This window comes from Streptomyces sp. NPDC003247 (genome assembly GCF_042888135.1).
Taxonomy (GTDB): domain Bacteria; phylum Actinomycetota; class Actinomycetes; order Streptomycetales; family Streptomycetaceae; genus Streptomyces.
In genome coordinates this window covers 84,679-98,204 of the sequence record NZ_JBIAPF010000004.1, presented here as the reverse complement: position 1 = coordinate 98,204, position 13,526 = coordinate 84,679, and the positions used below count along the sequence as shown (strand labels likewise).

The 13,526-nt window shown below is 75.0% G+C and carries 10 protein-coding genes and 1 pseudogene; 4 read left to right on the top strand and 7 right to left on the bottom strand.

All coding sequences use genetic code 11. From position 1 onward, the window contains the following. Positions 1–46: 46 nt before the first annotated feature. Positions 47–2,116 (bottom strand): SpoIIE family protein phosphatase, encoded by a 2,070-nt coding sequence (locus ACFYWQ_RS14145; protein WP_389516135.1) that lies wholly within the window; start codon positions 2,114–2,116, stop codon positions 47–49. A gap of 225 nt (positions 2,117–2,341) precedes the next feature. Here ACFYWQ_RS14145 and ACFYWQ_RS14140 point away from each other — a divergent pair. Further along, positions 2,342–4,803, top strand: a pseudogene (locus ACFYWQ_RS14140) (SpoIIE family protein phosphatase). Positions 4,804–4,846: 43 nt separating this feature from the next. Here ACFYWQ_RS14140 and ACFYWQ_RS14135 read toward each other — a convergent pair. Next, positions 4,847–5,527 (bottom strand): TetR/AcrR family transcriptional regulator, encoded by a 681-nt coding sequence (locus tag ACFYWQ_RS14135; RefSeq protein WP_389516133.1) that lies wholly within the window; start codon positions 5,525–5,527, stop codon positions 4,847–4,849. A gap of 135 nt (positions 5,528–5,662) precedes the next feature. Here ACFYWQ_RS14135 and ACFYWQ_RS14130 point away from each other — a divergent pair, with 135 nt between their 5' ends. Then, positions 5,663–6,397, top strand: a complete 735-nt coding sequence (locus ACFYWQ_RS14130) for an SDR family oxidoreductase (RefSeq protein ID WP_389516131.1) — start codon at positions 5,663–5,665, stop codon at positions 6,395–6,397. 81 nt (positions 6,398–6,478) lie between these two features. Here the strand turns inward: ACFYWQ_RS14130 and ACFYWQ_RS14125 are convergent, their stop codons facing one another. The 5 genes from ACFYWQ_RS14125 to ACFYWQ_RS14105 form a co-directional block, all read right to left on the bottom strand. Beyond that, positions 6,479–7,288, bottom strand: coding sequence for a hypothetical protein (locus ACFYWQ_RS14125; protein ID WP_389516129.1), 810 nt, complete (start codon positions 7,286–7,288; stop codon positions 6,479–6,481). Beyond that, complete coding sequence (locus ACFYWQ_RS14120) at positions 7,285–8,955, bottom strand: serine/threonine-protein kinase (RefSeq protein ID WP_389516128.1); 1,671 nt, start codon at positions 8,953–8,955, stop codon at positions 7,285–7,287. Before ACFYWQ_RS14120 ends, ACFYWQ_RS14125 begins: the two co-directional genes overlap by 4 nt. Positions 8,956–9,061: 106 nt before the next feature. Then, on the bottom strand, positions 9,062–10,540 hold the full coding sequence (locus ACFYWQ_RS14115; RefSeq protein WP_389516126.1) for a glutamate--cysteine ligase: 1,479 nt from the start codon (positions 10,538–10,540) through the stop codon (positions 9,062–9,064). Between the two features lie 184 nt (positions 10,541–10,724). After that, a complete protein-coding gene (locus tag ACFYWQ_RS14110; protein WP_389516124.1) occupies positions 10,725–10,979 on the bottom strand; it encodes an EF-hand domain-containing protein in 255 nt (84 codons plus the stop codon). A gap of 158 nt (positions 10,980–11,137) precedes the next feature. Beyond that, positions 11,138–12,031: an oxygenase MpaB family protein gene (locus ACFYWQ_RS14105; protein WP_389516122.1), complete on the bottom strand. Its 894-nt coding sequence runs from the start codon at positions 12,029–12,031 to the stop codon at positions 11,138–11,140. A gap of 583 nt (positions 12,032–12,614) precedes the next feature. Here ACFYWQ_RS14105 and ACFYWQ_RS14100 point away from each other — a divergent pair. Together ACFYWQ_RS14100 and ACFYWQ_RS14095 are read left to right on the top strand one after the other, a co-directional pair. Then, a complete protein-coding gene (locus ACFYWQ_RS14100; RefSeq protein ID WP_389516120.1) occupies positions 12,615–13,118 on the top strand; it encodes a DUF1360 domain-containing protein in 504 nt (167 codons plus the stop codon). Between the two features lie 33 nt (positions 13,119–13,151). Then, positions 13,152–13,334: a hypothetical protein gene (locus ACFYWQ_RS14095; protein ID WP_389516118.1), complete on the top strand. Its 183-nt coding sequence runs from the start codon at positions 13,152–13,154 to the stop codon at positions 13,332–13,334. Positions 13,335–13,526: the final 192 nt, after the last annotated feature.

Genomic DNA, 13,526 nt, shown 5'->3' with positions numbered 1-13,526 from the left:
TGCGGCTGGATCGCCGAGTGCGCCCGGATCACGAGGCGTGGCCGGATCACAGGGCCCGGGCGACGAGCAGGGCGACGTCGTCGTGGTCGTCGGGGTGGCGCAGGCCGTAGAGCAGGAGGTCGCAGGTCTCCTCCAGCCGCCGGTGCGGTTCGTCGAGGAACCCGAGCAGCGTGTCGAGGCGGTCGTCGAGGGGATGGCTGCGGGTCTCGACGAGGCCGTCGGTGTAGAGGACCAGCAGATCGCCGGGGTCGAGGACGACCGTCGTCGTCTCGAAGGCGATGCCTCCGACGCCCAGCGGGGCGCCGGAGGGCAGGTCGAGCAGCCGGGGTTCACGGCCGGGCCCGGACAGCGCGGGCGGCATGTGGCCGGCGTTGGCGACGCGGCACTCCCGGGTGCGCGGATCGAACACCGCGTACAGGCAGGTGACGATGTAGTGCTCCAGATCACAGGTGATCTTGTCCAGGTGCTGGAGCACGGAGGCCGGAGCGAGGTCGAGGTCGGCGTAGGCGCAGGTGGCGGTCCGCAGCCGGCCCATCGTGGCGGCGGCGTCGATGCCGTTGCCCATGACGTCCCCGACGACCAGCGCGGTCTTGTCGCCGGTCAGGGGGATCACGTCGTACCAGTCGCCGCCGACCTCGCTGGTGGCCTGCGCGGGCTGATAGCGGGAGGCGAGCTCCAGACCGGTGTGCCGGGGCGCATGGTCGGGCAGCAGGCTGCGCTGGAGGGTGAGGGAGGTGTTGCGCACGCTCTGGAACCAGCGGGCGTTGTCGATCGCCACGGCGGCACGCCCGGCCAGCTCGGCGGCGAGCACGACGTCGTCCTCGTCGAACGGCAGCGGATTGCGGGTGCGCTTGAGATCGAGGGCGCCGAGCACCTCGCCATGGGCGGTCAACGGCACGACCAGGTACGAGTGGACACCGGCGCGGGCCAGCAGGGAACCGGCCTCGGCGTCCCGGGCGATGCGCGGCAGGTCCCGCTCGCCGACGTGGCGCACCAGGACCGGCCGGCCGGTGTGGACGCACAGGGTGACCAGACGGTCGCCGTCGTAGGCCGTCAGGTCGCCGGGAGGGTCGGCGGCGCGCAGGGCCACCGTCGGCTGGTCCGCCTTGAGCGCGAGGGCGCGGAAGAGCTCGGGGCCGTTGTCCGGACGGCGCGCGCGCCGGCAGGCCAGGGCCGAGTCGAGGACGTCCACGGCGGCCACGTCGGCGAGCTGGGGCACCGCGATGTCGGCCAGTTCGCGGGCGGTCTCCTCCACCTCCAGCGTGGTGCCGACGCGAGCGGAGGCGTCGGCGATGAGCGCGAGGCGGCGCCGGGCCCGGTCGGCCTCGGCGGCCGCGCGGTGCCGTTCCGTGACGTCGACGACCGACAGGGCCGCGCCCAGGACCCGCCCGCCGGGGTCCTCCAGCCGGTAGAACGACAGCGACCAGGCGTGCTCCTGGTCCGGGTCGGTCGGGGGACGGCCCACGTGGTACTGGTCGAGGAGCGGCATGCCGGTGGTGAGGACCTGCCGCAGCGCCGACTCGATGGTCTGGACGTCGGACAGCGGCAGCGTCTCCCGGAGCAGACGGCCGACGTGCTCCTCGGCGGGGATGCCGTCGATGCGCTCCAGCGCCGGGTTGACCAGCAGGTACCGCAGGTCGGGGTCGAGCAGCGCCAGCCCGATCGGGGACTGGTCGATCAGCCGCTCGCACAGCGCCAGATCGGTCTCCACCCGCTGGAGCAGGGAGTGGTCGGCCGCGATGCCCAGGGCGTACACGTCACCGAGATCGTCCTGGAGCCGCATGTTGCGGAACTCCATCAGACGGCTGCTGCCGTCCTTGTGCCGGACGGGGAAGGCACCGGCCCAGCTCCGGCCCGTCTCCAGCACCTCCGTGAACAGCTTCACCACGGCCTTCAGATGCTCGGGGTGGATGATCAGCCGGGCCGCGTACTGGCCGAGCGCCTCCTCGGCGCTGTAGCCGATCAGTTCCTCCGCCTGCGGAGTCCAGAACACGATGCGGCCCTCGGTGTCGAGGACCATCGCGGCCACGCTCAGCACGTCCAGCAGACCGGTGGACGCGGGCCCCTCCGGACGGTACGCGTCCCCGTCCAGCGGGAGGGAGTCGTCGGCTGTCATCCGGCATCGACCTCCACCGCTCGGCGGGACGGAGCGACCTCCTCCGGTATCGGCGCCCGCCCGGGTGCCGACCACCGGTACCTCCATGCTGCCTCCCACGGGCGGCGTCCCCAAACGCGAGGCTTCGCCGGGAGGTCCGTACCCGGCCGGAACCGTGCACATCGGCCGGACACGCAGGAACATGGTCGTGTGGAGGACGGCACCCGCACGGACCGGACGGCACCCGTGGAACCTGCGCCCCAGGATTCCGGCGGGCCGGCGCCCGCGGCACCGCGCGACCTCCTCGACGCGTCCACCGACGCGGCGGCGGTGGTGTCCGCGGACGGCCGGGTGGTGGGCTGGACCCCGGCCGCCGAGGAACTCCTCGGCCACCCGGCGTCCGAGACCGTCGGCGGATCCGCGGCCCGCCTGGTGGCGATGCCCGGCGACCCGGCCCGGGTGGCCGCGGTCGCGCAGCGGTGCCGCGCCGGACAGGGCTGGAGCGGCAGGCTCCCCCTGCGGCACCGCGACGGCCGCTCCGTCGACGTGGACCTGCGGGTCTCCGCGTCCTTCCGGATCGGCGACGACGAGTGCTTCCTGCTCTCGGCGCGCCCGCAGCGGCAGGAGTGGACGGTGGGCCGGTCCGTGCTCGACGGCTTCCTGACCCGCTCCCCGGTCGGCATGGCGGTGATGGACCGGGACCTGCGCTTCGTATGGGTGAACGACACCCTGGAAGCATCGGCGGAGTGCCCCGCGAACAGCGTCTGGGACGCCGGCTGAGCGACCTCCTGCCCGGGCTGCGGACCGACGCCCTCGAAGAACTCATGCGCACGGTCCTGCGGACCAAGGCCCCGATCCCCGATCACGAGTTCGTCGGGTGGAGCTGGGCCGACCCGCACCGCCGGCACGCCTACTCCATGTCCTTCTTCCCCCTGGTGGACGCCGACGAGACCGTCACCGGTGTCTGCTACCTCGTCCTGGACGTCACCGAGCGGTGGAGCGCCCGCCGGCTGCTGTCCCTGGTCAACGAGGCCGGCACCAGCGTCGGCACGACCCTGGACGTGCTGCGCACCGCCCAGGAACTCGCCGACTTCTCCGTTCCCCGCTTCGCCGACTTCGTCGTCGTCGACCTGCTGGAGGCGGTCCTGAGCACCGAGGGGCACGGCGCGTGGCTGATGGACGCCGGACCGGCCCCCGCCCGGCCGGTACTGCTCCGCGCCGGAATGCGCTCGGTGCGCGAGGGCTGCCCGGAGGCCGTGGCCCGGGTCGGTGAGCGGGCGGGCTTCCTCCCCCCGCCGTACGACGCGGACTTCCTCGTCCACGGCGAGCCGCTCCTGCTGCCCGTCCTCGACGCGTCCGACGACCTGTGGGTCACCGAGCAGCCCGAACGGGCGGCGACCATCCGGGAGTTCGGTCTGCACTCCCTCATCTCCGTACCGATGCGGGCACGGAACACCGTCCTGGGCCTCACCACGTTCATACGGTCGCTCAACCCGGTGTCGTTCCGGCCCGACGACTTGTTGCTGGCGCAGGACCTGGTGGCGCGGGCGGCCCTGTGCGTCGACAACGCCCGCCGCTACACCCGGGAACACTCGGCGGCGGTCACCCTCCAGCGCAGCCTGCTGCCCCACGCCCTGTCGGGTGGCACCGCGCTGGAGGTGGCCTCCTCGTACCTCCCGGCGGACGCGACGGGCGGGGTGGGCGGCGACTGGTTCGACGTGATCCCCCTGTCCGGGGCGCGGGTGGGCCTGGTCGTCGGCGACGTCGTGGGCCACGGCATCACCGCCGCGGCGACCATGGGCCGGCTGCGCACCGCGGTGCAGACCCTCGCCGACATGGAGCTGCCCCCCGACGAACTCCTGGCCCACCTCGACGACCTCGTGCTCCGGCTGAGCGCGGAGCGCACCGACGACGAGACGGCCCGGAACACCACGGTCGCCTTCCTCGGGGCGACCTGTCTGTACGCCGTCTACGACCCCGTCACCCGGCGGTGCACGATGGCCCGGGCCGGACACCCGCCGCCCGTCGTCGTCGCCCCCGACGGGCGGGTGTCGTTCCCGGAGCTTCCGGCCGGCCCTCCCCTGGGGCTGGGCGGGATGGCGTTCGAGGCCGGCGAGATCGAACTCGCCGAGAACAGCCTGATCGGCCTGTACACGGACGGGCTCGTGCGGGGGAGCGACGGCGACGTCGAGCGGGGCCTGGCCCGGCTCGGCGAGGTGCTGGCCCGCTCCGACACCGACCTCGGCGGCCTGTGCTCCACCGCGGTGCGGCACCTCGTGCCCCGGCCGCAGCCCGACGACATCGCCCTGCTCCTGGCCCGCACCCACGCGCTGGGCACCGACCGGATCGCCTGCTGGGACGTGCCCGTGGACCCGGCCGCCGTCGGCGACGTCCGGGCCTGCGCCACCCGTCAGGTGGCGGCCTGGGGGCTGGACGAGCTGGCCATGACGACGGAGCTCGTCGTGAGCGAGCTGGTCACCAACGCCATCCGCCACGCCGCACCCCCCATACGGCTGCGCCTGCTCCGCGACGGGCACCTGACCTGCGAGGTCGCCGACGCCAGCAGCACCGCCCCGCGCCTGAGGCACGCCCGCAGCACGGACGAGGGGGGCCGCGGCCTGTTCCTGGTGGCGCAGCTCGCCCATCGGTGGGGCGCCCGGTACACGGCCGAGGGAAAGATCATCTGGGCGGAGCAGGAGATCCTGTGACGGGGACGGTGACGGCGGCGGCCCCCTCTCGGGAGCCGGCCGCTCAGGCGCGTACGCCCCGCATGAGGTTGGCCACCAGGTGCACGGCGAACTCCTCCGTCACCGGCAGGCTGGGCATCAGCAGCCGGTGGTAGCAGGCGCCCCAGAGCTGGTCGACCAGGACCTCGGGATCGACGTCCGCGCGCACCTGGCCCCGTGACTGCGCCCTGCCTATCGTGCGGACCGCCAGCTCGCGGCGCGGGCCGGAGTAGCGCTCCAGCAGGGCGGCGGACAGGTCGGGGTCGGTCTGCGCCTGCCCGATGAGCTCGGCGATCACCTGCCCGGCGGGCGTCCCGGTGACGACGTGGACGAACGCGCGGAGCTGCGCCGTCAGATCGGCCTCGATGTCCCCGGTGTCCGGGAACGTCAGCGCGGACTCCACCGCGTGGAAGTAGCCGTCGAGGGCGAGCGCCCCCTTGGAGGGCCACCACTTGTAGATCGTCGTCTTGCTGACGCCGGCCTCCGCGGCGACCGCCTCGATCGTGAAGGCGCCCATGCCCGCGCGCAGGAGCAGGGTCCCGGCCGCGTCCAGGGTGGCGGCCCGCACCTCGGCGGCCGGGCGCCGGCCCCGGCCGCGCCGGACCCGCGGGGCGTCCTCCCGCTCCGCCCGCTGCGGGGACTCCGTCCGCTGCGGGGACTCGGTTCGCTCCAGTGGCTCCGTCCGTCGTCCCGTCCGCTCCGGCATGTGTCGGCCTTCCCGTGGTGAGCGTGCGGTCCTCCTGCTGTGGTGGTGAGGACCGTTTCTCCACCCTACATATGGACGTCGCGTTCACAAAGTGGTTATATGGACGGAACGTCCATAAGAATGCGAGGCAGCACCATGTCCGACACCACCCGAGTCGCACTCGTCACCGGGGCCTCCGGCGGCATCGGCCGCGCCGTGGCCCACCGTCTGGCCGCCGACGGCATGGCCGTCGGGGTGCACTACGCGGGCAACCGGACCGCCGCCGAGGAGACCGTCGCCGCGATCGAGCGGAGCGGCGGCCGGGCGGTCGCGGTCACCGGCGACGTCGCCGACGAGACCGCCATGAACGAGGCCTTCGACCAGGTGGAGAAGGCCTTCGGCGGGATCGACGTCGTGGTCCACACCGCGGGCGTCATGCTGCTGGGGCAGGTCGCCGAGTTCGATCTCGACACCTTCGACCGGATGTCCCGGACCAACATCCGCGGCACGTTCGTCGTCACCCAGCAGGCGGCCCGCCGGGTCCGCGACGGCGGCGCCGTCGTCACCTTCTCCACCTCGGTGACCCGGCTCGCCTTCCCCGCCTACGCGGCCTACGCCGCGACCAAGGGCGCCGTCGAGGCCATGACGATGGTGCTCGCCCGCGAGATGCGCGGCCGCGACATCACCGTGAACGCCGTCGCGCCCGGGCCCACGGCGACGCCCCTCTTCCTGGAGGGCAAGGACCAGGAGGCCGTCGACCGCCTCGCCGCGCAGCCCCCGCTGGAGCGCCTCGGCCGGCCGGAGGACATCGCCGAGACCGTCGCCTTCCTGGCCGGCCCGGGACGCTGGGTCAACGGCCAGGTCCTGTTCGCCAACGGGGGCATCGCCTGACCGGCCGACGGGCGGCCGGGGAGCGGCCGGAGGCGGCCGGGGCGGTCGGAGGCGGCCGGGGAGGCGGTCGTACGAGCGCCGTCAGGGGCAGTCGTAGGAGAACCGGACCTCGGCCGCGCGCCGGACGGGGGACAGGACGCGCAACTCCGCCGCGGCGGTGAAGCGGCCCTGCCCCGCGAAGGCCCAGAGCAGGTGCAGCCGGGTGTGCCGGGGGCCGCCGGTGACGGTGGCGTGGAGCAGGTCCGAGGCCGTGCCGTCGTTGCGCACCCACCGGTAGGAGAACGTGCCGGGCCCGCCGTCCGTGCGGACGACCGCGACGACGTCGGCGGTCCCGTCGCAGCCCGTGTCCTGCCGGGCCACCGACACCGTCACCTCGCGCACGGCGACGGGACCCGCCGAGTGCTGCCGCCAGAACACGAAGGCCAGGGCGGCGGCCAGGACGAGAGCGGGCAGGGCGTGGCGGCGCAGGCGCCGGCCCGGCGGTGCGGGCGGCGGGAGCGGCGTCGCGGGAGGCGCCGCCCGCGGGTGACGGGCCAGGGCGGCGGTCACCCCCGGGCCGAAGCGCAGGAGGGTCCGGTCGGCGTCCCCGGGCGCCGTCGGACCGGCCCGCGGCGTCGGCGCCGCCGTGGGGGTCCCCGTGGGGGTCCCCGTGTGGATCCCCGTGCGGGTCTCTGTGTGGATCCCCGTGCGGGTCTCTGTGTCCGGTCCTGGCCCTTGGAACCAGTGGCCGGCCAGCACGGTGGCGCTGTAGCCGTCGTCGTCGGCGGCGGCAGCCATGGGCATGGCGCCGGGTGCGGGTGCGGGTGCGGGTGCGGGTGCGGGTGCGGGTGCGGGTGCGGGCGTGGGTGTGGCTCGGGGGTCGTGGGGCGGGTCGTGGGGTGGTGTGGTCATCGGATCTCGCATTGCCGTGTCGGGAGCTGCTGGGTGGCGCCGCCGTCGGCGGAGGCGGGGCTGCTCGTGGCCCGGACGGTCCAGTAGCAGCCGGTGCCCTGGAAGACGTGGTCGACGGTGAGCGTGTAGCGCATGGCGCCGTCGCGCCGCACCGTCGTGGTCTGCCCGTCGGCGGCGCCCGGCTGACCGCCGGTGTCCGCCGTGAACCAGCCGACCGTCACGGAGACCGGCCCGGGACCGTCCGTGGAGACGGTGATCGTCGCCGTCGCCGTGGTGGGACCCGTCTGCCGGAAGTCGGAGACCGCGATGTCCTCGACCGCGGGCGGCGCGGGTGACGAGGGCGGGGCGGAGGTGCCCGTCGTGGCGGTCGGGGAGCCGGGCGTCGTGGGCGCCCCGGTCGTCGTCCCGGTGCCGGGTGCCGCCGGGGACGGAGACGCCGAGGAGACGGCGGGCTCCGGGGAGGGGCCGGGGGCGTCGGACGACGGGCCGGCGGAGGCCGGGGGAGCGGTCCCGGCCGACGACGGGGGCGAGGGCGCCGGGCTCGACGGCACCGAGCCCGCGCCGGGGCCTCCGCCGGCGTCCGGAGTGGCGCTCGTGGTGGCCACGGCCCGTGCCGCCGGCCCGGCACCCACCACACCGCCCTGGCCGATGTCCTCGGCCAGCAGCACCGCGAGGAGCGCGGCGGCCGCCGACACCGCGACCCCCGGCCACGTCGGCCGCCACGGACGGAGCCGGCCCCGGGACGCGTCCCCGCCGAGCACCGTACGGGCCGTGTCGGCGGTGGAGCGGGGCGCCTCCCGGGCGGACGGCAGCAGGAACAGCAGCAGCGCCACGACGGCGGCCAGACGCCCGCGCCCGCGCTCCTCCCAGTCCCCGCCGTACGACGCGACGGCCACCGCCTCCAGGTCCGCGACGAACGACGCCGCGTCCCGGGGACGGTCCGCCGCCGACTTGGCGAGCCCCCGCCGGACCAGCGGGCGCACCGCCTCGGGCACGTCCTCGACGGGCACGGCGCCCCGCACGTGCTGGAGCGCCAGCTCGGCCAGGTTGCCGCCGGAGAACGGCTTGTGGCCCGTCAGGCACTCGACGAAGGTGGCGGTCGCGGCGTACACGTCGGTGGCGGGCGAGGCCGGCGCGCCGGTCCACTGCTCCGGCGCCATGTAGGCGGGGGTCCCGGAGACACCCGCCCGCAGGCCCGTCTCCACGGCGATACCGAAGTCGACGAGCTTGGACAGCCCCTCCGGGGAGACCAGGACGTTCTCCGGCTTGTAGTCCCGGTGCACCACACCGACCCGGTGCGCGTCGGCCAGACCCAGCAGGGAGCCCTTGAGGACGACCAGCGCGGTCTCGGGCGACAGGGCACCCTCCCGGACGAGCACGGTCCGCAGGGAGACGCCGTCCACCAGCTCCATCACGATGGCCGCGCCCTCGGCCGCCTCGACGTACTCGTAGAGACCGGCCACGTACGGACTGTGCAGCCCGCCGAGGAGTTCCGCCTCCGTGCGGAAGCCGCGCACGAAGTCGGGGCGCGTCCGCAGCGACTCGCCGAGGTACTTCACGGCGACCGGCACACCGGTCCGGTCGTGCACGGCCGAGACCACGCGGCCGCCCGCGCCGGAGCCGAGCTCGCACGATTCGGAGTACCCCGGTACCGCCCATGCGCTCATCGCCGTCCCCCCAGCCGCGGCAGGCCGCCGGTCCGCCGTGCCGGACCGCCGGGACACGCGGACTGAGACACCGGCTCGGGCCGGTCCGGTTGCGGGCGACCGGGGCTCAGTCGACCGGCCAGGTGTGCACGGGGGCGTTGAGGTGCATGTAGTCGATGTAGAGCTGCGTCATCCTGCGCAGCGCCTCGTGGCGTCCGGGGCGCGCGGCGGCGGACAGGTGACGGAACATCTCCTTCTGCCACAGCGCCCCGTTGCGGCCGGTGACGCACCGCTGCTCGATGATGCCGAGCAGCGGCTCCCGCCAGGCGTCGTCCATGCCGGAGTGCTCCAGCCCGCGGTGCGCCAGCGGCAGCAGCCGCCGCAGGACCAGCTCGGGCACCGGCACCTCGCCCATCCCGGGCCAGTACAGCCGTGCCTCGATGCCCTGACGGGCCGCCGTGTGCAGGTTGTCCGCGGCGGCCGAGAAGGACATCCGCGACCACACCGGCCGCTCCTCCTCCACCAGGGCGCGGGTGAGGCCGTAGTAGAAGGCGCCGTTGGCGAGGGTGTCGGCGACGGTCGGTCCGGCGGGCAGCACCCGGTTCTCCACCCGCAGGTGCGGGGTGTCGTGGGCGATGGCGTAGACCGGGCGGTTCCAGCGGTAGATGGTGCCGTTGTGCAGGGTGAGCTCGGCGAGTTCGGGGACGTCGCCCTGGTCCAGGGTCTGCTGGGGGTCCTGCTCGTCGCACAGGGGCAGCAGCGCCGGGAAGTAGCGCAGGTTCTCCTCGAACAGGTCGAAGACGCTGTTGATCCACCGCTCCCCGAACCACACCCGGGGCCGGACCCCCTGGACCTTGATCTCCTGCGGGCGGGTGTCGGTCGCCTGCTCGAACAGCGGGATCCGCGTCTCGTGCCACAGCTCCTTGCCGAACAGGAAGGGCGAGTTGGCCGCCAGCGCCACCTGGATCCCGGCGATCGCCTGCGCCGCGTTCCAGTAGCCGGGGAACTCCTCCGGGGAGACCTGGAGGTGGAACTGGGTACTGGTGCAGGCGGCTTCGGGAGTGATCGTGTCCGCGTAGGTCCGCAGCCGGTCGACGCCGTCCACCTCGATGCGCAGGTCCTCGCCCCGGGCCGCGAACACCTGGTCGTTGAGCAGGCGGTAGCGCGGGTTCTCGGACAACGAGTCCTCACCGATGTCCTCCTGCCGCAGGGTGGGCAGGATGCCGATCATGATCAGATGGGCGCCGACCGACCGGGCGCGCTGGTCGGCGTGGTTCAGCGCCGCGCGGATCTCGGACTCCCACGCGTCGGGCCCGCCCTCCGTCAGCCGGCGCGGCGGAACGTTGATCTCGAGGTTGAACCGGCCCAGCTCGGTCGACCAGGCGGGGTCCGCGATCGCCTCCAGCACATCGCTGTTGCGCATCGCCGGCTCGGCGTCCCCGTTCACCAGGTTCAGCTCGATCTCCAGCCCCACCTGGGGCCGTTCGGACTCGAACCGTGCCTCGCGCAGCATCTGGGCGAACGCGTCGAGGCACCCCTGCATCTTGATCCGGTACCGGCGGCGGTCCTCGCGGGTGAAGACCATCGCCGGGACGTCCCGTCCCATCGGCCCTCCCGGTCGCCCTCCTCGGACCCCCTGCCTCAAGCGTCGCACCACCGGGCGGCCCCCACCACGCGGGCCGAGGCCCGGCCGAACGGCCGGTAGCGGACCCCTCCGCCGACCGCCCGGCGACCGCCCACCGACTGTCTGGCGGGCGTCCCGCCGACCGCCCGCTCCCGCGCCGGCCCTGTCAGCGCCAGCCGAAACGCCGGTCCACGACCGCCGCGAACTCCTCCAGGGTCAGCACCGCGTCCCCGTTCTGGTCGGCGGCGTCGAACAGCGCCGAGGAGGCGTCGCCGTCCCCCACCCCCCAGAACGGCAGATCGCCCGACGCGGCCAGCGACGGGCCCTTCGTCCGCAGGGCGGTGATGACCTCTTCGCGGGTCAGCGTCCCGTCCCTGTTGAGGTCGAGCGCCTCGAACAGCTTCCGGGCCTTCTCGCTCATCGTGTCTCCCCCGCTCCGTCCACCGGCGGGCGGGCCCGTCGCCCCGCCCCGACGGGGAACGTCCGTCCGTCCGCCCGGGTTCCCCGCCCACCGTCCCGGCGGGTGCCCGGGCACGGGGGAGCGAGCAGGTGTACTCGGGCGGCGGCGCACCCTCGCGGTCACGGGGTGCCCGGCGGCACGACCGGCGCGCGCCGGGCCGGTGCCAGGGCCCAGCGGATCGCCACCGTGACGGCGGTCCCGAGGGGCCGTACGCAGAGGGCGTCCACCAACGGCAGCCGCGGCAGGCGCAGTTCGTCGGCGGCCCAGCCGGGCAGCAGCGACACGGCGTTGGCGGCCAGTACGCCGTAGGGCAGGCGCGCGGCGAGCGGGACGGGCGGGCTCAGCAGCAGGAAACGCGTGGTGTCCAGGGCCGCCGCGGTGGCCCTGAGCTCCGGGCGGTACGACGCCAGCCGCGCGGCCAGTTCGTCGCGGGTGCGCGGCGGGTCGGGGACCCCGAGCGCCTGCGCGATCCGGGCCGTGTCCGCCACGTAGCCGTCGCACTCGGCGTCCGACAGGGGGTGCCGGCCGTAGCGCTGGTGGGCCCGGAGGAAGCTGTCGATCTCGGCGACGTGGACCCAGCCCAGCAGGTGCGGGTCCGAGGCACGGTAGGCCTCTCCGTCCGCGGTCACCCCGTGGATGCGTGCGTGGACCGCCCTGACCTGGTCGCAGGCCTGCTGCGCGTGCCCGGCGGTGCCGTACGTCGTCGTGGCCAGGAAGGTGCTCGTGCGCTGGAGCCGGCCCCACGGGTCGCCGCGGAAGCCGGAGTGGGCGGCCACGGCCGCCATGGCGAGCGGGTGCAGCGACTGAAGCAGCAGGGCGGAGAGCCCGCCGATGAACATCGACGCGTCGGCGTGCACCCGGCGCACGGGACGCTCCGGACCGAACCAGCGGGGGCCGGGCGTGCCGTGGATCAGGGCGCGGTTGCGCGGACCGTCCGGCCCGGCGACGCGGGCGAAGAGACCGTTGCCCAGCCGCTCCCGGGGGCCGGTGGCACCCGGCCCGGTCGTCCTCACGGCCGCTCGTCGGACGGCGGCGCGGCCGTGGTCGTCGTACGCGAGGGCATGCGGTCTCCCTCCACCGAGCGGCTCCTGCGCCCCGGCTTCCCGCTGCCCGCCGACACAAACCGGACGACCACGGGGCGCTTCCGGCCGGCGGGGGCGGGGGCGGGGCGGGGGTGCGGTCTGGTGCGCCCCGTGGAGCGGGGCGCGGTCCGGTGAGCCCCGAGGGGGCGTGGTCCGGTGCGCCCCCACGGGCCGGGGCATGGCCCAGTACGCCTCATAGGTTGGGGGCGCGGTTCGGCGTGTCCAGGGATCGGGGCGCGGGCCGGTGTTCCCTCACGGGCCGCGTGCACGGCCTGGTGTGACCCATTGGGGCAGGGGCGCGGTCCAGTGAGCCTCCCCCCGCGGGCCGCTTGCAGGGCCCGGTCCGTGCCGCGGGCCGGGTGGGTGGCCCGTGCGCCCCGCGACCGGGGGCGCGGCCCGGTGGTGCGTCCCGCCCCCGACGGCGCCGTCCGGGAGGACGGTCGGCGGGCGTGTGCCGCCTTCGGGGGAGGGAACTCGGGCGCCCGTGGAGACCCGGACCGTCCCAGGAGGTGCCATGACCGCTGATGCCGAGCGGTACGAGGAGCGGAGCGACGGCGAGGAGGACGTGCCGCTCGGCGGCTACGCCGTGCTCGCCGGTACGTTCACGGCCGCTGCCGCCGTGCTCGCCGGCGTGGCGCGGCGGCAGGGGGTGCGGCTGCCCGACCAGGTGCCGCCGTGGGACGTGGTCCTGCTGGGCGCGGCCACCTACAAGGCGTCCCGGCTGCTCACCAGAGACAAGATCACCAGTTTCGTCCGGGCGCCGTTCACCCGCCGCAAGGGCCACGCCCTGGGCGCGGAGGTCATGGACGAGCCCCGGGGCGACGGGGTGCGGCGGGCCGTCGGCGACCTGGTGTCCTGCCCGTTCTGCTCGTCCGTGTGGGTGGCGGGCGGCCTGGTCGCGGCCTACGCCTGGACGCCCAGGGCCACCCGCCTGGTCTGCGCGGGCCTGGGCGCCGTCACGCTGGCGGACTGGCTGCAGTACGCCTGGACCTGGACCCAGCGGACCACCGAGGAGTGAGCGGGCCGCCACACGTCAGGAGAGGTGACCACCATGAACGAGCACAACGAGCACACCACCCCGTCCCAGGCCGAGGGCGAACCGGAGGAGCCGGAAGAGGTCGACACCCGCGAGGCGTCCGGAGACGCGGTTCCCGAGCCGCAGACGACACCCTCCCAGGCGGAGGGCGAGCGCGACGACGAAGACGCGGGCGCGGGCGGCGGCAGCGGTTCCTGAGTACCGCCCCGGCCGCCCGGACGACAGAGGTTCCGGACGATCGCGGTCCCCTCGGGGCCGTGGTGCCCTGCCGGTGGCCCACGCGCTGTCACGGCGTGGGCCACCGGCACGTCCCGCGCCCGCGACGCCGGCTGGCCTCACCGCACGTACCGCCCCACCCCCCCGTACCGCCTCACCCCACCCCCCCCGTAC